The sequence below is a fragment of the Psychrobacter sp. MF31 genome, assembly GCF_012847335.1.
In the GTDB taxonomy this organism is placed as follows: Bacteria; Pseudomonadota; Gammaproteobacteria; order Pseudomonadales; family Moraxellaceae; genus Psychrobacter.
The window spans coordinates 282,258-301,148 of record NZ_JABBDX010000001.1; the positions used below are offsets into that span (position 1 = coordinate 282,258).

The window sequence follows — 18,891 nt, forward strand, 5'->3', positions numbered from 1 at the left end:
GGAAAATCCGTAACGTTATGACCACGATTCGGCAGATTAAAAAAGAGGTTCAAGCTATCATTGATGGCGCAGTCAATCAAAACTTGCCCGCATTTTGGATTACCGATTGGCTGTTATTTGTCATTGATAAATCGTCAACGGCGCTGATTACGGAAAATGATTATGAGTTAACCCTTGATGAGCTTTCGCAGTTTTATTCCGGAATCAAACAAATGCAAAATGGTACGCCGCTTGCTTATTTAACAGGAAAGCAAGCGTTTTGGCGGCATGAGTTTTTGGTCAACGAGCATACGCTAATCCCAAGACCCGATACCGAAATTTTAGTTGAAGCCGTGCTCAACTGGATTGAAAAAAACTGGGCTAAGCAAAATAATGAGCCAAGCGATTCACCAAAGCTGCTTGATTTAGGAACAGGATCGGGCTGTATTGCCATTAGCCTTGCCACCGAAAAAGCGCTTCAAGGCTGGCAAGTCACGGCGGTGGATATTTCAAAAGACGCGTTGCTTGTTGCGGAAAAAAACGCCAAGCTAAACAACGCTCGCGTTAACTTTGTCCAAAGTTCTTGGTTTGCGGCGTTTGATAACGATGAAAGTTCGCTATTTGATGTGATTGTATCAAATCCGCCTTATATCGATGAAACGGACAGCCATTTAACAGGGTTAACCGCCGAGCCAATAACAGCGCTGACGGCAAAAAATCAGGGCTTAGCCGACATTGATATTATCGTCCAAAACGCGCCGGATTTTTTGCAAAATAATGGCTTATTAGCCATCGAACATGGCTTTGATCAAGGGATTAATGTCCGAAAACTATTTGAAAATCGCGGCTTTAGCACCATAACCACGCTGAAAGATTTTGGGCAAAACGATCGGGTTACGCTTGGGGTTTGGGTCGGTAATAAGCAATAAATAGGTGTGATGATGACTGAAAGCTTATATGAGCTAAGTGACGATGAGCTGCTACGCTACTCGCGGCAAGTGCTGTTGTTGGGTTGGGATATCGATGCTCAAGTCAAGCTAAAATCGGCGCGAGTGGTGCTAATTGGTGCAGGCGGTTTGGGCTGTCCGGCATCCGAAACCTTGGTTCGGGCAGGCGTGGGCTTGGTTCATCTTATCGATGATGACAAGATTGAAATGAGTAATTTGCAGCGGCAAACGCTGTTTTTGCCAAAGGACATTGGTCAGTCAAAAGCGCTTACCGCGGCTAAAATGCTCAACGACATTAACCCGTTAATTAACGCTTTTGGTAGTACTGAGCGCTTAACGGATGATAATGCCTTTGAAGTTTTGACCCGATTTAGCGGCAAAATGCCTGATTTGCTGCTTGATTGTAGTGACAATTTTGCCACTCGTGATATGAGCAACCGCTTAAGCATCCGTTATCAATTACCATTGCTAAGCGCCTCTGCCATTGGCTTTCAAGGTCAGCTTGCGCTGTTTGAACCCGACCAAAATAATGGCTGCTACCAGTGTATTTTTGGTGATAGTATCAGTGATGACAACCGAACTTGCGCCAATTCTGGTGTCCTTGCCAGCACCACGGCGATCATGGGAAATTTGCAAGCCAACTTAGCGCTGCAATATTTGGGGCTTGGCAACAATCCGCTTGCCAATAAACTGCTATTATGGGATGGCAAGCGCATGCAGCAGCGAGTGATGGGCTATAAAAAAGATTTGAATTGCTCAGCTTGTCAGCGCTAATGGCGGCTAAAAGTCCTTTTTGAAAACCGTTTTAAAATAACCTAGAGCATAACAATTATGAAACTGCATCGACCGCATTTATTCAAGCATACGCTCAATGTTGCCAATCGCGTCCGCCAAACCGCAAGTGTGACCGGATTGTCGCTGCTTCGGGTTGCTCAAGGCGAAAAGCCGGATGCCATGCTGCTTAAAGAAACTTTTGAGAAGCTTGGAACGACTTATATTAAAATCGGTCAGTTTATCGCCAGTACGCCGTCGTTGTTTCCGCGCCAATATGTCATGGCATTTCAAGATTGCTTAGACCAAACCACGCCGCTGCCGTTCAGCTATATCAAAAAAGTGCTTCAAGAAGAATTGGAAACCGACGGCAAATCGCTTAATGAGCTGTTTTTATCTATTGATGAAACACCGCTTGCCTCAGCGTCCATCGCCCAAGTTCACGCCGCAACGCTGCCAAATGGTGATGAGGTGGTGCTCAAAGTTCAAAAACCCGATGTGAAGACCATCATGCAAACCGATTTAGGCGTGCTGCATTTAACCACCAAAGTACTTGAAAAGCTCATGCCCTCAATGCGCTTTGCAAGCCTTGCACCGATCATTGATGAAATTCGTTTGCGAATGCTTGCCGAAACTGACTTTATTGCTGAGGCGCAAAATATCCGCGATTTTCAGCAGTTTTTAGCCGTATCGAACAACACGCGCGTGGTTGCGCCAAAAGTGGTTGAGCGCCTGACCACCGAGCGCGTGTTGACCATGAGCCGACTGCATGGCGTCTCGATGATTGATGAAGCGGCGATGCGCCAGTATTGCAGCGACCCTGCGCAAGTGATGGCGGACACGCTTAACACGTGGTTTGCAAGCTTGATGCTTTGCAACAGCTTTCATGCCGACTTGCACGCGGGCAATTTAATGCTGCTCAGTGACGGTCGGATTGGCTTTTTGGATTTTGGCATTGTCGGCAAACTCAAAGCGGAAAGCTGGCGCGCTTGCCTTGCCATGATGCAAGCGCTACAAGACAGCGACTATCGCGCGATGGCGCAGGCCATGATTGACATGGAAATGACCCACGATAAAGACAATGTCGATGTTGAGGCGTTGGCAAATGACGTCGCTAAAATGATGCAAGCCGTTGCCGCTGATGACAAAGCGTTTACCAGTGGCAAACCATTTAATACTAAAGAGCAAGCGGATGAATTAAATAAAATGATGCTTGAGATCGTCGAGGTCGGCAAGCGTCATGGTATCCATTTCCCGCGTGATTTTGCGCTGCTTGCCAAGCAAATGCTGTATTTTGATCGCTTTTTGCAAGTGCTTGCCCCTGATATGGATATGTTTAGCGACAACCGAATCCAAATCTTAGGTCAAGATGAGGCAGATTTGCCAAAACTGGTGTCATAACGCATTTTTTAATTCACTTTTATCACAAGGATTGTGAGCGCAGCGGTTTATAGGCTGCGATTACTTAGCACGGTTATGATCATCCCAAACTTTATGCGCGTCAAAATCACCAATGAAGCTGCCATTGCCTTTATTGGGCTGTATTGTATGGCGGTGGTCATGGGATTTGGGCGATTTTTATTTACGGCAACGTTGCCTGATATTATCAGTCAGCTTAATTTGACCACCCAAACGGCAGGGGCACTTGCCTCGGTCAACTATATTGGCTATTTTTTTGGGGCGCTGATTGCCATGTTTGTGCCGCAGCGCTTAACGTGGCAGTCGCTCATGTTTTGGGCGCTGACGAGCATTATCACCACCAGTTTATTAGCCATTCCCAATTTATCGTTGTGGGCTTGGTATCTTATTCGTGGTATTGCAGGCGTTGCAAGTGGCGTTGCCATGATTTTAAGCTCAAGCTTGGTGCTTGGCTATTTAAGCGCGCCTCGCCGATCGGTGCTTTCAAGCGTTCATTACGCAGGGATTGGCACGGGGATTAGCGCTTCAGCAATATTGACCTGGTCATTATTATCGCTTGATTATTATTTTGATAAAATCTGGCTGACAGCTGCCCTGATCAGCTTGCCAGTCATGCTGCTGCTGATCGCCATCCGGCCTCAACTTTCAATACAACCCACCACCAAATTATCCATTTATAATACCTACGTAAATTTTAAACGCGCCTTATATGACGCCATTTCCGGTCATGGCAGGAGCGTGGCGCTACTTTGTGCAAGCTACGCGCTAGCAGGGTTTGGTTATATCACCTCAGCGACGTTTTTACCGGTCATGGCAACCCAAAGGCTTACTGAAAATACATCGGCGGGGCTGCTGATTTGGTTGACCGTTGGGATTTTTGCGATGCTTTCCAACCCGCTTTGGGGGGCGCTTGCAAAACGGATTGGCGAGAGTCAAACGCTGATTGGCTTAACCATTTTGCAAGCGTTAGGAATGCTACTTCCTATCATTTTTCCGGCAGCCTTTGGGCTTTATGGCAATGCGGTGATTTTAGGATTGACCTTTGCGGGAATCGTCTCGATGACGCTGGTGCTCATCAAAAATATCAATCCTGAATACTCCAACTTACTGATGGGCGTGGCAACCCTTGCTTATAGCGTCGGTCAATTTTTAGGACCTTTAGTGACCGTTTGGCTGGCTGGACAAAGCGATAATTTTAATTTGGGGCTGATCGTTGCGGCTGCCGGACTTGTTATTAGCTTACTGCTGCTAATTTGGTTCTATCGACAATTGAAACCAAGAAGCGCCTAAACTACGCTGCGGCTAAACACTTCACGAAGCTCAAAGCTTGTATGAACTTGCGCCACGCCCTCGATGCGGTTTAGCCGGTGCAATAAAAACTCCTCATAATGCGCCATATCGCGGACGCGAACTTTGATTAAATAATCTTCCGTGCGCCCCGTCACAATGCTGCAACTGACCACCTCATCAAAGCTTTGGATTTTTTGCTCAAATTGTGAAAAGCGTTCGGCAGTGTGCTTATCCATACTGATAGCAATAAATACTGCAAGCGGATAGCCCAATTTTTCAGCGTCCGTTTGGGTATGGTAACCGGTGATGATGCCGCTATCCTCCAAGCGCTTTAGCCGCCGCGTGCAGGGCGTTGCTGACAAATTGACCCGTTCGGCAAGCTCCGTGATGCTCATTCGAGCGTCATTTTGCAAAAGTTTTAATAAACGCTTGTCAGTTGCGTCAATTTCAATAACTGAATTAGGCTTGTTAATAGTATTTGGCATAAAAATATAACTTAGTAGTGAAATAATTTATAGATAGCTATAATTATAGTGAAATTTGTCAAAATAGCCATAAAAATGGCGTTAAAAAGCTGATTTTCACCACATCTTATTTGCTATTATAATGATATTGAATCTTTTAACCCAACTTCGATTACCACCTTAATTAAGGATTAATTATGTCGCAAGCTCAACCTGCCGCGCAAAAAGTCACCCCAAAACATGCTGCCTTTGATTATCGCAAATACCGTCCCTTTGCTTTTGCCCCAAGTCTTACTGATCGCACGTGGCCAAGCAAAGTGATTGAAAAAGCGCCAATTTGGGCAAGTGTTGATCTTCGTGATGGCAACCAAGCGCTGATCGATCCGATGACCATTGAGCAAAAAATGCGCTTTTTTAAAACGTTGGTTGAGGTCGGTTTTAAAGAAATCGAAATTGGTTTTCCTTCAGCCGCTCAAGTTGAGTTTGACTTTACCCGCAAATTGATTGAAGAAAATCACGTTCCTGAAGATGTGACTTTGCAAGTGTTGGTTCAAGCGCGTGAGCATTTAATTGCCCGAACTTTTGAGTCCTTAAAAGGGGCGCGCCGAGCGATTGTCCACGTTTATAACTCAACGAGCAAAATCCAGCGCGAAAAAGTTTACGGCAAAAACCATGAGGAAATCAAAGACATCGCCATTACCGGTGCGAACTTGCTTAAAGAGTATGCGGCAAAATATCCTGAAACGGAATGGGTATTTCAATATTCACCTGAAAGCTTTAGCCAAACTGAAACGGATTATGCCGTTGAAGTTTGTGATGCAGTTTGTGACATTTGGCAGCCAAAAAATGGTCAAGAAGTCATCATCAATTTGCCTGCAACGGTTGAGGCAGCAATGCCAAACGTCTTTGCCGACCAAGTTGAGTATTTTTGTCGTCACTTAAAAAACCGCAATCACGTAATTATCAGCCTTCATACGCATAACGATCGCGGCTGTGCCATTGCTGCCGCTGAGCTTGGTGTTTTGGCAGGCGCGGATCGCATTGAGGGCACGCTTTTGGGTAATGGCGAGCGCACCGGAAACATGGATGTGATGGTCATGGCGATGAACTTATTTAGCCAAGGCATCGATCCTGAGCTTGATTTTAGTAACATGAGCGAGATGGTTCAAGTGGTCAGCGAGTGCAACAACTTGCCTTTGCATCCGCGCCATCCTTATGTCGGCGATTTGGTCTTTACTGCCTTTAGCGGCTCGCACCAAGACGCCATTAAAAAGTCACTTGATTTCAATGAAAAAAATAAGGAAGCGACCGAAAATCTTTGGGATGTGGCGTATTTGCCGATTGATCCTGCACACATTGGTCGCAGCTATCAAGACGTGGTTCGCATCAATAGCCAATCGGGTAAAGGCGGCGTGGCTTATATCTTGCAGCGCAACTACGGCTTTAATTTGCCGCGTTGGATGCAAATTGACTTTAGCCAAGTCGTTCAGCAGCAAGCAGAAACTGCCGCTCGCGAGCTTCAAAATGATGAAATCTTAAAAACTTTTGAAGACACTTATTTGCAGCAAGGTCAGTTTGAATTGCTTGATTACAGCGTGACCAACAAAGGCGGCGAGGTCAACTTTGATGGTCAAGTGAAAATGTTTGATGACACCATGACCATTAGCGGTACTGGAAATGGACCCTTATCCTCATTTATTGACGGTCTTGCCAAGCAAACCGGCAAAGCCATCCAAGTGGTTAACTATTCAGAACACGCCATCAACCCGCAGCACAACAGCGGCAATGGCATCGATGACGACAACAACCGCGACAATAAAACCAACGCCAATGCAGCAGCTTATATTCAGCTAAATATTGATGGCGATATTTATTCAGGGATCGGCACTTGCAGCAGCACGGTTTCTGCCATGCTAAAAGGCGCGTTATCTGCCTTAGCGCAAGCACCGCAAGGGGCTGTTGCTTAATTTGATGGCGAGTTGATCCTTGTTCTAACCAAAACGCTGTGATAATTCATCATGGCGTTTTTTAATGTTATTTAAAAAATAAAATAAACTAAAGTTTATAAAAAATCTAGATAGCATAATATTACTTGAGTTTTAATGCCCAACCTCTTACGCTAATAGCATTAGCTCGATAAAACAAAAAACAGATTATTTTTAATAAAAGGCTGATTATGGAATCGCTCTCTTTGGCATCATTTACCTTAGCTTCAATTTTATCCTCCCTACCGGCTGCTAATATGGAAACCAGCCAAGCTAAAATCACCACGCATATCAGCCCCGCGATTGCAGGACAGTGGGAAGTGGACTTGCAAGATGCCCAAAACAGAGCGCAAGAAAAAGATAATGAGCTATCAAAATCTAAAAACAACGCTAAAAACAGTTCTAAAAACAACCCGCCCTTAACTCAGTCGCCTAAAGTAAAAACGAACACCCAATGCCGTGAGCTTTATAACTTTGCAGCAGATAATGAAGTTTGGACAGTCAGCGGTAAAGAGCGGACGTATGGTCGCTATTTGGTGACCCATCGCGATGAAGGCTTGCCAATCATTGCTTTACAAACGATTTATGATAATAATGAGCCGGACTGCTCAGGAAATCAAATCGATCAATCCGGCGAGGCGTTTGTGGCTTTTGTTCAGCATGACGGCAATAAAATGCAGTGGTGCGCGGATGATAAAGGCGCGGAGTGCTTTATGAGTTTTCATCGCGTTTTGCCTTGATGATCTTTACCGAATAAAAAAACCACCTAGCCTAAGGTGGTTTTTTATTGGTAAATAACGAAGCGCTAAACCGCTTCGGCTTTTTGCGCAGGTTTTTTCTTGAGCAGTTCATTTTCCAGATAATGAATGTTTTGTGCTTCATTCACAAAGTTGTCATCGGCTAAAATGATATCGCGGTGCAAAGGAATGTTGGTGTTAATCCCAGCGATAATCAACTCATCAAGCGCATGCAACGTTTTGGCAATCGCTTGGCGGCGGGTTTGACCGTGGCAAATGAGCTTACCAATCAGGGAGTCATAATAAGCTGGGATCTCATAACCTGGATACAGGTGTGAATCAAAGCGAACGCCTGCGCCACTTGGGCTATAAAGCTGAGTGACTTTGCCAGGAGAAGGCATAAAAGTCGTCGCATCTTCAGCGTTGATCCGGCATTCGATGGCGTGACCTTGGATTTCAATTTCACTTTGGTGATAGGACAAACCATATCCTGCGGCAATTTTAAGCTGCTCAACCACGATATCAATGCCGGTGATCATCTCAGTGACTGGATGCTCAACCTGAACGCGGGTGTTCATTTCAATAAAGAAAAATTCATTATTTTCAAATAAAAACTCAAAAGTTCCTGCGCCGCGATATTTAACCAGCTGACAGGCTTTAACACAAGCTTGCAAAATTGGCTCACGAACATCGTCAGGGATATCTGGGGCAGGGGCTTCTTCAAAGACTTTTTGATGGCGGCGCTGAAGCGAGCAGTCGCGATCATACAAATGGATGGCATTACCATTGCCGTCGCCTAAGACTTGAACTTCAACGTGGCGCGGGTTTTGTAGGTAGCGCTCCATATAAACGGTATCATCGCCAAACCAAAGCTCAGCTTCTTGTTTTGCGGCTTGAACCTGACCGATCAGCTCATCAAAGCGCTCAACCACGCGCATTCCACGACCACCGCCGCCCGCTGCCGCTTTAATCAATAGCGGAAAGCCAATATTTTTAGCTTGTTCTTCAGCGTTGTGCAAATTCACCGTGCCAACAGATCCTGGAACGGTCGGAACGCCTGCTTTTTTCATCGCGTTAATGGCGGAGACTTTATTTCCCATCAAGCGGATATGGTCGGCATTGGGTCCTACAAAGGTCAATCCGGCAGCTTCAATTTGCTCTGCAAACTCAGCATTTTCTGCCAAAAATCCATATCCTGGGTGAATGGCATCGGCGCCAGTGATTTCAGCAGCGGTCAAGATGGCATTGATGTTAAGATAGCTTTGATTTGCGTTTGGGTTGCCGATACAAATGGCTTCATCCACAAATCGCAAATGCATAAGGTTTTCGTCAGCGGTGGAATAAACGCCCACAGTTTCAATGCCAAGCGCCTTACAAGCGCGGACGATTCGAAGGGCAATCTCGCCGCGGTTGGCGATGAGCAGTTTTTTTATCATGGGATCATCCTTGTAAACGCTGATGAGGGGCGTAACGTTACACGCCATCATGCCGCATCAGCATATAAAGTAAATCAAAAAATATTAAGCTTTATAACGAATGACCGGCTGACCAAACTGAACAACTTCGCCGTTACTGACTAAAATCTCATCAATCACGCCGCTTTGAGTGGCTTCTAAATGGTTCATGATTTTCATGGCTTCAATGATTGCCAAGGTATCGCCTGCTTGAACTTTTTGACCGACTTTAACAAACGGAGGATCATTGGGGCTAGGAGCGGCATAAAATACGCCAACCATAGGTGACGTCTCAACGCTGCCTGCTTTTGCGCTTGATTTGGCGGCAGGCGCAATAGGTGCGGCACCAACAGCGGCAGTAGGCGCCGCCATAATGGCAGGAGCTGGCGCATCATAGTGACGGGTCAGGCTGATATGCTCATCTTCAGAGCTGACTTCTAGGTTGACCAGCTCGTTTTCTTCCATAAGAGCAATGAGGGTGCGTATTTTTTCGATATCCATGATGATGATGAGCCTTATTCTAAGTGTAAATAACAGTGTAACAAAATATTGTTAATGTGATTGCTAATCATACCTATATTAGTCGCAATGAGCAATCGATGTACAGTTGTTAACTGGAATTTTTACATATTTTTTAATGAAAGGTGAGAAACTGGTAATTTTTTAGGCAGTAATCAGCCATTAATAGTCAATCATGCTGAAAATAAAGTCATTATAGGAAATTGGGCAAATTTTTGATATAAAAAAGCGGCTCATTGTTGCCGCTTTTGTGAGTAATGAGTAAAGTTCGTCGTTATTTTTAGGCATTAAGACCATTTTTGAACCAAGCGCTTTTGCTGATAGCGAAGCCGTAACGTCAGCAAGATAGCGGCTAAAAACAGTCCAGTGACGAGCGCCATCCAAAACCCTTGCGCGCCAATATCGGTAAAGCGCACCAAGTAAATACCAAGCGGCAACGCCACTAACCAATAGCAAAATAGCGTCAAGTACATGGGAACGGTCGTGTCTTGCATTCCACGTAAAATACCAGCAATGTTGACCTGCCAGCCATCAAACAGCTGATAGCCAAGCGCAAAAATGAGCAAATACATGGCTTGGGCTTGAACTTCTGGATTGTCGGTAAAGGCGGCGGCAAGTTGCGGTCTGAATTGCCAAACCCCAACCATACAAATTATGGCAATGATAATCGTCCAAATCAGCCCTGTTTTTTGAACGTGGCGCAGCGCGATAAGATTTTGCTCGCCAAAGCGATTGGACACCATAATGGTCAGCGCCATCGCCACCGACATAGGAACCATAAACAGCTGCGAGGTGACGGCAAGAGCCACTTGATGCGAGGCAACTGCAAGCTCACCAAGCGGGCTGATGACCAGTGAAGCTAAACTAAAAAGGCTGGCTTCAAAAAAGATAGAAACGCCAATCGGCACGCCAAGCTTGAGCAGTTTACTAATTTGGGCGCGATTTGGGCGGGCAAAGGCGTAAAAAAAGCGCGTACTGGCAAACTGTTGGCGCTTGGAAAACGCCGTATAAGTTGCAAGCAGCAACACATTAATCCAAAGGGTAATCGCCGTTGCCACCCCGCAGCCTGCGCCGCCAAGCTCAGGCATGCCGTAAAGCCCGTTGATAAAAATGTAATTGAGCGGAATGTTGGCAAGTAAACCAATAATACTAATGATGGTCACAGGCTCTGGTCGACCAAGCGCCTCGCAATAGCTTCGCAGCACCGCATAAACCGCAATCGCCGGAAAACCAAAAGACACCCCGTGAAGATATTGCGCCGCTTTTGGCTGAATGTTTTCAGGAACGCCCATCAGCCCCAAAACGTTGGGCATGATATTAACAATCAAAAACCCTAAGATACCAATAACCGCTGCCGTCCAAAGCGACTGCTGAGTGATATGTGGCACATGATCATGATTATTTTGCCCAACCGCTTCGCCAATTAAGGGCGTGGTCGCAATCAATGTTCCCGTTGCCAATAAAAATAGCGGTAACCAAATCCCAGAACCAATCGATACCGCCGCCAAATCAAGCGCAGATACGCGCCCCGCCATAATCGCATCAACCACCCCAAGCGCTGCTTGGCAAAATTGAGTGATTAAAATCGGCAATACCAAGACGCCTAAGCGCAAGCTATAGCCTTTAAAATTTGTAAACGTAAACCCAGACATAAGTATAAACAGCTTAAATAATAAGGGGTAAATCGCTTGAGTAGGGCGCAAAATCAGCCTGCCACAAAATCCCAAGCGCCAAAAACAAAATAACCCGTCCATTCACAATGAAGCGGACAGGTTATTGACCCTGTGATGGTAATCAAGTCGCTAAGTGATGTCAATATTTTAACTGGCTAAGTCATTGCTCAGCATTACTAGGAATGCGCTTTTAAAACGCCCAAATCTTCAGCAAGGTTTATAATGGCATTCCAGTGCATGGCAGTTAGCGGCAAAACGGTAAGCTGCTCACAGCCTTTTCGCAGCAGCAAGGAGTCTTCAAGCTCCGGCAGGGTTTTTAACTCTTCAAGTGGAACGACATCACAAAAGGCTTTTTCAAACGCAACATCAATCATAAACCAACGCGGCTTATCCTCAGTCGCTTTTGGATCAAAATGGCGATGCTCAGGATGAAACTGTGTTGGATCAGGGTAGCCCTCGCGGCTGACCGTCATGATTCCGGCAACGCCTGAGGGCTTGGCACTTGAGTGATAAAACATGATCTTATCACCGACTTTCATCTCATCGCGCATAAAATTGCGAGCGCGATAATTGCGAACGCCATCCCACATATCCGTGCCAAGCTGTTGTAAGTCATGAATACTAAAGCATTTTGGATTGGATTTTATCAGCCAATAATTCACTTGCGCTCCTGATTTTAGTTGATTGTTTTGATTTAACTGATTTTAATTCATTGTGCAGTCATCATGCTTTTATGAGCGCGCGACTTTTAATTTAAAGGCAAAGTCGGTATTCTAGCGCTAATTTTTACGATTAAATAAAGCTGTTCCTCTAACTATGACTGATTTTGACCTAAGCGCGGCGCAAACTTTTTTGTCCAATAATTCTTTGTTCAATAATGAAGAAAATTTATCAAATCTTGAGATCACAAGCATTCCGCTTGCGCTTTATATTCATATTCCGTGGTGCGTCAAAAAGTGCCCGTATTGCGATTTTAACTCGCATGAAATGCCTGATAATATGAGTGAGCGTATGTTTGATGATTATGTCGATGCGCTGCTTTTGGATGCCAAATCACAGCAGCCATTAACGCAAAACCGGCAAATCAGCTCCATTTTTATTGGCGGTGGTACGCCGTCATTACTTCCTATCGCGCAATATCGGCGCTTATTTTCAGGATTAAAAGATTATTTTGAATTTAGCCCTGATATCGAAATCACGATGGAAGCCAACCCTGGAACACTTGAGTACGCGCCGTTTAGTGAGTATTTGGACGTTGGTATCAACCGCTTATCCATCGGCGTTCAAAGCTTTAATGATAAAAAATTAAGCGATTTAGGGCGGATTCATCAAGCTGATCATGCCATATCAGCCATCAAATCGGCTCGAAATGCCGGATTTCGTCGCGTTAATGTGGATTTGATGCACGGCTTGCCCAACCAAAGTGCCGCTCAAGCGCTTTTTGACATCCAAATGGCGCATGACGCTGGCGCGACTCATTTGTCATGGTACCAGCTGACCGTCGAGCCAAACACCGTCTTTTATCGCAATCAGCCCAATTTGCCCGATGAGGACGAGCTGGCAGATATTGAAGACTTGGGACGGGCAAAGCTGCAAGCGCTTGGCTACCGCAATTATGAAGTTTCGGCGTGGTCAGGAAAAGATGATAAGCCTTGCCGTCACAATGTTAACTATTGGCAATTTGGCGATTATTTAGCCATTGGGGCTGGCGCTCACGGCAAAATTAGCACGTCAAGCGGCATTTATCGTTTTAGCAAATCAAGGCTTCCTAAAGATTACGTGGGTTTTAAAGCTTTAAATATTTTAGCGCCAAAAATGGTTGGCTTTGAAGCAATTGATCAAGATGAGCTGGCAAGCGAGTTTATGCTCAATGTCCTGCGTCTCAATGACGGCACGCCATGGTCGATGTTCAGCGCGCGGACGGGATTGAGCTGTGATAGTATTGCCGGTCAGGTGAAGCGATTGGTTGATAAAGGGTTGATTGTCTCTGACCCTAAAATGCTAAAAACAACGGCGCTTGGAGCAAGATATTTAAACCAAATTTTGCAAGAATTTTTATAACGTCTTTATCAAGCTATAAAAAAAGGCTTCCCAAACTGGAAAGCCTTTTATCAAATTAAGCAATAAAGCCAAATTTAGATTTTGTTTTGAACTTCCTGAGCGGTACCAGTTACCGCTTGACCTGCGCTTGACACGTCTTTGCCAAGACCTTTAAAAGTGTTACAGCCTGTCAATACAAACATAGCAGCTAAAGATGCAATGATAACTTTTTTCATAGTAAAATCCTCAAAAAAGGAGAGTCAATAAGAGCAACGCTCTTGGAAATGATGATGAAACGGCAGTTTAAGACGATAAAAATCCAAAGAGGGCGCCAAAATTTCGCTTGATTTTAAGTCGTCCATTTATCTTTATAAACCGTTAGAGATATCATAGTGAAAGTTAAAAAAGCTTCCCAGTATCAAAATGTAATTATTGCTCAAAAACTGTAACTTTTAATTACTTCAAGCAAAAAAGCGGTTAACTTAACCGTAAATTTTTAGGAAAACTCCGTTATGAGCATCCATATTATTCTTGTGGCGCCAAAAATGCCCAGTAACTCAGGAAATATCATCAGGCTTTGCGCCAATACCGGCGCGGTGCTGCATTTGGTGAAACCGCTTGGCTTTGATTTGGACGATAAAAAACTGCGCCGAGCGGGGCTTGATTATCATGAGTTTGCCGATTTGCAAATTCATGAGGCGTGGTCAGCAGCAAAACAGGCGTTGCTAGCGGCAGGTTGCCAAACCATTGTCGCGCTTACGACCAAACAAAGCTTGCCATTTTATGAGTTTGATTTTAACGCGCAAAATGAAAGTGGTGCAAATATCGCTTTGGTGTTTGGTTCGGAAACGGCGGGGCTTTCTGACGACATTCGCGCAGATATTGGCGCGCAAAACTGGCTAAGATTGCCCATGCTTCCGGATTCAAGAAGTTTGAATTTGTCCAATAGCGTCGCGATTTGTTTATATGAAGTTTGGCGTCAGCAAGGCTTTGTTGGGGATGAAGGTCGCAGCACCGGCTACGAGACGCTTACGCCTTATGACCCAAAGTAAAAGCGATTTATAAGCAGTTTGGCGGTTTTGGCAGCCCTGCCAATCGGTTGACATGACGGGCGACAAGACCGGTGTTAAACAGCTGCTGCAACTTTTGATTGCTGATATTGGCATCCGGCATGGTCTGCACAAGCCATTTTATCAATGGTCGCGTTGCAGGCGGGTGGTGAAATTTGACAAAAAACGACCGCACTTGCTGCAAAATTGCCAAATGCTCATCCGTTAAAGTGACCTCTAAACTGTCCGCAAGGCTTTGGGCAACCGATGGCGACCAAAGCGTGTGGTCACGTAAATGACCGTCGCTGTCAAGTTGGATATCAGGCTCGATATTTGAACTCATAAAGAAATGGTCACCACTTTATCAATGCGGGTTGAACTGCAAAGCGCGACCCAATCGCTGTCAGTGAGCATGTCGGTGAATCTTGCCAAATCAATTTGGCTTTTAATGGATTCAGGAAGCGCGTCGATGTCGTCTTTAAGCGCATAAATGGCGCTCACGCCGCGGATATCAACGTCCGATAAATACTCGCCAAACCAATCGATAAACATCGCGGTGTCGCCAAGCAATAAGATACTATCGTCAGCTTGCCAAGTCGTTTTCATCTCAATCACGTGGCGTCTGAGCGTGTCCATCGGGCTATAAATTTGGTATAAGGTTGCCATAAGGCTCCTAGAGTCTGACTTATTGCGTTGGTTAAATAGTTAATTTATAAATTGGTCGCGCGACTTAAAACGTTAAAATTTGCGAAAAGTCATTACCATTGATGACTTCTGGCTCAAGCGTCAATTGCGCCGCCAAATCTTGCGGCAGCATTCCTAAAACCCAGCCACTAAACACGTCCGCAGGTAGCCAAGCTTTGGGCATATCATACAAATCAAGCGATTGCATCATGCCAAATAGCCGTGATTTTGGATTCATTAAAATGTTAAAAACGGCAGCGTCAAGATACAGCTGAACGGGCTGACCAAACGTGGCAAGCGTCATCGCAAGCGCGCAGCCTTCATAGCTTGCAAGCTCGGTTGGGGTTCGCAGTTTGATTAAAATGCTCATCGTCATCCTTATTAAAAGATTCTTATTAAATCGGCAAATTAAAACTGAAGCAATCGGCGATCGTTCATCATGGCGGCAAGCTCACCAAGTCCGACCAAGCTAAAACCTTCTGCCAAATTGTCACCGAGTAACTCATGGCGGCGGCTGTTATCGGTATCGCTGATCCCGCGGCTAAGCGCGGTGCTCACGCAAACAGGAAGCGCAAGCTGATAGTGATCAAAAAGGTTTTGCCAAAGTTTGGTGATATCCGTCACGTCCGCCGATTGCCACCGCAAGCGATTTGCCGTTTGTGCGCCATCGCCATAAAAAAAGACGGCAAGCTTGGCATTCGTTTGGTCATCGTTTTCTTGGTCGTCAGTTTTTTGACTGGCAGCGCCTTCAAGATAAGCTTTGGCAAAGCGAAACGCCAATTGCGCCATTGGATGGCTTGGGTCATGGGTGATCAGCAGCAGCGGGGCAGTGGTCATAATCAAACCTGAGTCAATAAGATGCGCTTATCATAGCATCAATGGGGGTTACCGAAAAGCGTGCCCCGCATGATATAGTAGTTTGCATCAAACAAACCAAACGTTTGGAAATCATAAATGGAAAATAATAAAATCGCAAATACCCAAACTCAAACGCTAGGCGCTCAACCAAGTGAGACCGAAATCAATGTCCTTTATACCGCAAGCGAGTTTGCGCAAAGGATTTGGGAATCAAAAACCGTATCTTGCCAGACATTTTTGCGCAGTTATCCACTCAATCAAACGTTAACCCGTCAGCAAATTGATGATTTAATTCAAGATTATACGTTAGATGACAATTATCAGCAGCTTGATGAGGCAGGAGTTATGAAAGGGCTTCGGCATTTGCGTAAGCTGTTGATGATGCGCTGGATTTGGCAAGATGCGCTTGGCAATATTAGCCTTGAGCAACTGACCGATGAGCTTTCCGAATTTGCCGATGGCTGCATCGTTTTTGCAAAAAACTATACCTATCAAACGCTTATCAATCAGTACGGCAAGCCTTATTTTATTGATAATAAAGGCAAGCGCGTCCTTGATGATTTGGCAGTGATTGCGATGGGAAAACTTGGCGCTCATGAGCTCAATTTATCGAGCGATATTGATTTGATTTTGGTTCATCAAGGTCGCGGTGAGACGGACGGCAACAAAGCACTTGGAACGCGAAGCATTGATAACAAGCGCTTTATGACGCGCTGGGGGCAGGGGATCATTAAGCTGCTTGACAGCTGCACTGCGGATGGCTTTGTCTTTCGGGTGGATATGCGCCTCAGACCTTGGGGCGAGGGCAGTGACTTGGCGATTCATTTGTCAGCGCTGCAAAAATACTTTTGCAATCATGGTCGCGCTTGGGAGCGATTTGCTTGGCTTAAAGCGCGCGTGGTTGGTCAAATCAATCCCAAATTTTATGATGAGCTGCAAGCGCTGATTAAGCCGTTCGTGTTTCGCTATTATGTCGATTATAGCGCCTTTTCTGCTCTTCGTGAGATGAAATCGTTAATTCAAAACCAAGTGCTTCAGCGTGAAGATTTGGACAATATCAAGCTTGGCGCCGGTGGTATTCGCGATATTGAGTTTATCGTTCAGGCATTTCAGCTGATTTATGGCGGTCGGCATCCGCAGCTGCAAATCAAAGCTTGCCTTGAGGCGATGGCGGTGCTTAATGATCTTGATTATTTAGACAGTCAAACATTTGAGCAGCTTGCTTGCGCTTATCGATTTTTACGTCGACTTGAGCACGCCATTCAAGCCATCAACGACCAACAATCACAGCGCTTGCCGCAAGATAAGAAGTGGCAGCACAATTTGGCAGTGACGCTTGGTTTTGACAATTGGCAAGCGCTACTCTCGCGGCTCAATGAGCATCGGCAAAACGTCAGTATTCCATTTAATAAAATGGTCACTGAGCGCAAAATTCCGGATGATGACACTACCGTTAATGTCAGTAACCAAACTGAGCAAGCTGAAAAGCTCGATAACCTTTTAAATGAAGAAAATCGCGAACGCTTATCTCAGTTTTTACAATCAAAAATGGTCAAAAGCTTGAGCCCTGAGGCAAAGTCGCGCTTTGATGCCGCGTATCCGGTCATCGTTCATGCGCTGTTATCGCAGCCTGAGCCAAAGCTGATAAATACTGCTTTGCCAAGGCTCATTGATCTGTTAGAAGCCATTTGCCGCCGCTCGATTTATTTGGTGATGATTGCTGAAAATCCCAACGCCACCAAAGCGCTGATTCCGATGCTCTCAGCCAGCCCTTGGATTGCCAATGAGCTGGCGCGCTATCCGGTGCTTTTGGATACCTTTTTGCAGCAGCGCTATCGGCATCTGCCAGACAAGACTGAGCTTCGCAGCATTTTGCGTCAGCAATTGCTTCGGGTTGAACCGGATGACGAAGAAGAGCTATTAAGCGTCTTGCGGTTGTTTAAAAAAAATCAGGTGCTTGCCGTTGCCGCAAGCGATGTTTTAGCAGAGCGCCCGATCATGAAAGTGTCGGACTCGCTGACTTATATTGCCGAAGTGGTTCTTGAAGCAACCCTTGAGCGCGCCTTTAGTGAGCTGATCAAGCGCTACGGCTATCCGATTGGTAAAGATGGCGATCCGGTCACCGAAGCTGATTGCGGCTTTGCCATCATTGGCTATGGTAAGCTTGGCGGTCTTGAAATGTCGTATTCGTCCGATTTGGATTTGGTATTTTTGCACAAAATCAAAGAGCAGGGCATGACCACAGGAGAAACATCAGTTAGCGGCATGAAATTTGCTGCCCGCCTTGCCCAAAAATTAATGACGTATCTTAACACCCAAACTCGCGACGGTCGCGCTTATGAGGTGGATATGCGCCTGCGACCCTCAGGAAACGCGGGGATGATGGTCGTGTCCTGCCATGCGTTTGAGACTTATCAGCTTGATAAAGCATGGTCTTGGGAGCATCAAGCATTGGTTCGCGCCCGAGCCATTTGCGGTGATAAGCGAGTAACGGCGCGCTTTTGTGACATTCGCCGCCGCGTTCTTGCGCTTCCCCGAACGCTTGATGACGTCCGCAGCAATGTCACCCACATGCGCCTTAAAATGCAAACGCATTTAGGAACGCCGAGCGCCTCAAAAGTTGCTGGCAAGTTTCATTTAAAACAAGATGCGGGCGGCATCGTCGATATTGAGTTTTTGGCGCAATTTGCCGTATTAGCCTACAGCCACGAGCATTTAAGCTTGACCAAATGGAGCGATAATGTTCGCATTTTTGAAGAAGTGGCACAGCTTGGTATTTGGTCAGCTCAAGTTTGTCAGGAGTTGACCGACGCTTATTTGCGACTTCGCGCCGCCATTCATCAATTGGCACTTGCCGAGCAGTCTTTATTGGTTGATGAGGCGCATTGGCATGACACGCGTGAATTGGTTCAAGATCAGTGGCAGCTTTTGATGGGCGTTGCTAACATGAATAATTCTTAAAAACATAAAATCGCCAATTTCATAAATAAAAGCCTTATGCCATCAAACTAAAAGAATGCAA

The 18,891-nt window shown here is 45.6% G+C and carries 19 protein-coding genes; 9 read left to right on the forward strand and 10 right to left on the reverse strand.

Annotated features, from left to right (window positions below; translation table 11 throughout):
* Positions 1 to 17 precede the first annotated feature (17 nt).
* The 4 genes from prmC to HF322_RS01240 all read left to right on the forward strand — a co-directional run bounded on the left by prmC (position 18) and on the right by HF322_RS01240 (position 4,406).
* A complete protein-coding gene (prmC, locus tag HF322_RS01225) occupies positions 18 to 908 on the forward strand; it encodes a peptide chain release factor N(5)-glutamine methyltransferase (RefSeq protein ID WP_169391569.1) in 891 nt (296 codons plus the stop codon).
* 12 nt (positions 909 to 920) lie between these two features.
* A complete protein-coding gene (locus HF322_RS01230; RefSeq protein ID WP_169391570.1) occupies positions 921 to 1,700 on the forward strand; it encodes a HesA/MoeB/ThiF family protein in 780 nt (259 codons plus the stop codon).
* Positions 1,701 to 1,757: 57 nt separating this feature from the next.
* Entirely contained in the window at positions 1,758 to 3,098 is a 1,341-nt protein-coding gene (locus HF322_RS01235) for an AarF/ABC1/UbiB kinase family protein (protein WP_169391571.1), read from the forward strand.
* 75 nt (positions 3,099 to 3,173) lie between these two features.
* On the forward strand, positions 3,174 to 4,406 hold the full coding sequence (locus HF322_RS01240; protein ID WP_169391572.1) for a YbfB/YjiJ family MFS transporter: 1,233 nt from the start codon (positions 3,174 to 3,176) through the stop codon (positions 4,404 to 4,406).
* Here HF322_RS01240 and HF322_RS01245 read toward each other — a convergent pair.
* Entirely contained in the window at positions 4,403 to 4,891 is a 489-nt protein-coding gene (locus tag HF322_RS01245; RefSeq protein WP_169391573.1) for an Lrp/AsnC family transcriptional regulator, read from the reverse strand. The two genes, HF322_RS01240 and HF322_RS01245, sit on opposite strands and share 4 nt — an antisense overlap.
* Before the next feature lie 176 nt (positions 4,892 to 5,067).
* On the opposite strand from HF322_RS01245, the gene leuA reads away from it, so the two are divergent.
* Entirely contained in the window at positions 5,068 to 6,837 is a 1,770-nt protein-coding gene (gene leuA / locus HF322_RS01250; RefSeq protein ID WP_169391574.1) for a 2-isopropylmalate synthase, read from the forward strand.
* A gap of 209 nt (positions 6,838 to 7,046) precedes the next feature.
* Positions 7,047 to 7,595 carry a hypothetical protein gene (locus tag HF322_RS01255; protein WP_169391575.1) on the forward strand — a complete coding sequence of 183 codons (549 nt, stop codon included), beginning with the start codon at positions 7,047 to 7,049 and terminating at the stop codon, positions 7,593 to 7,595.
* 65 nt (positions 7,596 to 7,660) lie between these two features.
* Here HF322_RS01255 and accC read toward each other — a convergent pair whose 3' ends face one another.
* The 4 genes from accC to HF322_RS01275 form a co-directional block, all read right to left on the reverse strand.
* Positions 7,661 to 9,028, reverse strand: a complete 1,368-nt coding sequence (gene accC / locus HF322_RS01260; protein ID WP_169391576.1) for an acetyl-CoA carboxylase biotin carboxylase subunit — start codon at positions 9,026 to 9,028, stop codon at positions 7,661 to 7,663.
* A gap of 84 nt (positions 9,029 to 9,112) precedes the next feature.
* Positions 9,113 to 9,547, reverse strand: a complete 435-nt coding sequence (gene accB, locus HF322_RS01265) for an acetyl-CoA carboxylase biotin carboxyl carrier protein (protein WP_169391577.1) — start codon at positions 9,545 to 9,547, stop codon at positions 9,113 to 9,115.
* Between the two features lie 305 nt (positions 9,548 to 9,852).
* Positions 9,853 to 11,217: an MATE family efflux transporter gene (locus HF322_RS01270; protein ID WP_169391578.1), complete on the reverse strand. Its 1,365-nt coding sequence runs from the start codon at positions 11,215 to 11,217 to the stop codon at positions 9,853 to 9,855.
* A gap of 197 nt (positions 11,218 to 11,414) precedes the next feature.
* The gene (locus HF322_RS01275; RefSeq protein WP_169391579.1) at positions 11,415 to 11,900 is read right to left on the reverse strand and encodes an EVE domain-containing protein; all 486 of its coding nucleotides are present in this window, start codon (positions 11,898 to 11,900) and stop codon (positions 11,415 to 11,417) included.
* A 154-nt stretch (positions 11,901 to 12,054) separates the two neighbouring features.
* Between HF322_RS01275 and hemW the strand changes: the two genes are divergently transcribed.
* A complete protein-coding gene (gene hemW / locus HF322_RS01280; protein ID WP_169391580.1) occupies positions 12,055 to 13,299 on the forward strand; it encodes a radical SAM family heme chaperone HemW in 1,245 nt (414 codons plus the stop codon).
* A gap of 74 nt (positions 13,300 to 13,373) precedes the next feature.
* Here hemW and HF322_RS01285 read toward each other — a convergent pair whose 3' ends face one another.
* Positions 13,374 to 13,514, reverse strand: coding sequence for an entericidin A/B family lipoprotein (locus tag HF322_RS01285; RefSeq protein ID WP_169391581.1), 141 nt, complete (start codon positions 13,512 to 13,514; stop codon positions 13,374 to 13,376).
* A 276-nt stretch (positions 13,515 to 13,790) separates the two neighbouring features.
* Between HF322_RS01285 and HF322_RS01290 the strand changes: the two genes are divergently transcribed.
* Positions 13,791 to 14,330, forward strand: coding sequence for a tRNA (cytidine(34)-2'-O)-methyltransferase (locus HF322_RS01290; protein WP_169391582.1), 540 nt, complete (start codon positions 13,791 to 13,793; stop codon positions 14,328 to 14,330).
* A gap of 7 nt (positions 14,331 to 14,337) precedes the next feature.
* On the opposite strand, the gene HF322_RS01295 is transcribed toward HF322_RS01290, so the two are convergent.
* The 4 genes from HF322_RS01295 to HF322_RS01310 all read right to left on the reverse strand — a co-directional run bounded on the left by HF322_RS01295 (position 14,338) and on the right by HF322_RS01310 (position 15,848).
* Entirely contained in the window at positions 14,338 to 14,670 is a 333-nt protein-coding gene (locus HF322_RS01295; protein ID WP_169391583.1) for a TusE/DsrC/DsvC family sulfur relay protein, read from the reverse strand.
* Positions 14,667 to 14,993 carry a hypothetical protein gene (locus tag HF322_RS01300; protein ID WP_169391584.1) on the reverse strand — a complete coding sequence of 109 codons (327 nt, stop codon included), beginning with the start codon at positions 14,991 to 14,993 and terminating at the stop codon, positions 14,667 to 14,669. The genes HF322_RS01295 and HF322_RS01300 overlap by 4 nt, the downstream gene beginning before the upstream one ends.
* A gap of 64 nt (positions 14,994 to 15,057) precedes the next feature.
* Positions 15,058 to 15,381 (reverse strand): hypothetical protein, encoded by a 324-nt coding sequence (locus HF322_RS01305; protein WP_169391585.1) that lies wholly within the window; start codon positions 15,379 to 15,381, stop codon positions 15,058 to 15,060.
* Between the two features lie 38 nt (positions 15,382 to 15,419).
* Positions 15,420 to 15,848 carry a DsrE family protein gene (locus HF322_RS01310; RefSeq protein ID WP_188211203.1) on the reverse strand — a complete coding sequence of 143 codons (429 nt, stop codon included), beginning with the start codon at positions 15,846 to 15,848 and terminating at the stop codon, positions 15,420 to 15,422.
* Positions 15,849 to 15,965: 117 nt separating this feature from the next.
* Here HF322_RS01310 and glnE point away from each other — a divergent pair, with 117 nt between their 5' ends.
* Positions 15,966 to 18,830 (forward strand): bifunctional [glutamate--ammonia ligase]-adenylyl-L-tyrosine phosphorylase/[glutamate--ammonia-ligase] adenylyltransferase, encoded by a 2,865-nt coding sequence (gene glnE / locus HF322_RS01315; protein WP_169391586.1) that lies wholly within the window; start codon positions 15,966 to 15,968, stop codon positions 18,828 to 18,830.
* Positions 18,831 to 18,891: the final 61 nt, after the last annotated feature.

Excerpts from the sequence above, each read along its gene's own strand:
- leuA (WP_169391574.1), top strand. The coding sequence starts at position 5,068 with ATGTCGCAAGCTCAACCTGCCGCGCAAAAAGTCACCCCAAAACATGCT.
- glnE (WP_169391586.1), top strand. The coding sequence starts at position 15,966 with ATGGAAAATAATAAAATCGCAAATACCCAAACTCAAACGCTAGGCGCT.
- accB (WP_169391577.1), bottom strand. The coding sequence starts at position 9,547 with ATGGATATCGAAAAAATACGCACCCTCATTGCTCTTATGGAAGAAAAC.
- HF322_RS01300 (WP_169391584.1), bottom strand. The coding sequence starts at position 14,993 with ATGGCAACCTTATACCAAATTTATAGCCCGATGGACACGCTCAGACGC.
- prmC (WP_169391569.1), top strand. The coding sequence starts at position 18 with ATGACCACGATTCGGCAGATTAAAAAAGAGGTTCAAGCTATCATTGAT.
- HF322_RS01310 (WP_188211203.1), bottom strand. The coding sequence starts at position 15,848 with ATGACCACTGCCCCGCTGCTGCTGATCACCCATGACCCAAGCCATCCA.
- HF322_RS01245 (WP_169391573.1), bottom strand. The coding sequence starts at position 4,891 with ATGCCAAATACTATTAACAAGCCTAATTCAGTTATTGAAATTGACGCA.
- HF322_RS01255 (WP_169391575.1), top strand. The coding sequence starts at position 7,047 with ATGGAATCGCTCTCTTTGGCATCATTTACCTTAGCTTCAATTTTATCC.
- accC (WP_169391576.1), bottom strand. The coding sequence starts at position 9,028 with ATGATAAAAAAACTGCTCATCGCCAACCGCGGCGAGATTGCCCTTCGA.
- HF322_RS01305 (WP_169391585.1), bottom strand. The coding sequence starts at position 15,381 with ATGAGCATTTTAATCAAACTGCGAACCCCAACCGAGCTTGCAAGCTAT.
- HF322_RS01285 (WP_169391581.1), bottom strand. The coding sequence starts at position 13,514 with ATGAAAAAAGTTATCATTGCATCTTTAGCTGCTATGTTTGTATTGACA.
- HF322_RS01235 (WP_169391571.1), top strand. The coding sequence starts at position 1,758 with ATGAAACTGCATCGACCGCATTTATTCAAGCATACGCTCAATGTTGCC.
- HF322_RS01230 (WP_169391570.1), top strand. The coding sequence starts at position 921 with ATGACTGAAAGCTTATATGAGCTAAGTGACGATGAGCTGCTACGCTAC.
- HF322_RS01295 (WP_169391583.1), bottom strand. The coding sequence starts at position 14,670 with ATGAGTTCAAATATCGAGCCTGATATCCAACTTGACAGCGACGGTCAT.
- HF322_RS01270 (WP_169391578.1), bottom strand. The coding sequence starts at position 11,217 with ATGTCTGGGTTTACGTTTACAAATTTTAAAGGCTATAGCTTGCGCTTA.
- hemW (WP_169391580.1), top strand. The coding sequence starts at position 12,055 with ATGACTGATTTTGACCTAAGCGCGGCGCAAACTTTTTTGTCCAATAAT.
- HF322_RS01240 (WP_169391572.1), top strand. The coding sequence starts at position 3,174 with ATGATCATCCCAAACTTTATGCGCGTCAAAATCACCAATGAAGCTGCC.
- HF322_RS01290 (WP_169391582.1), top strand. The coding sequence starts at position 13,791 with ATGAGCATCCATATTATTCTTGTGGCGCCAAAAATGCCCAGTAACTCA.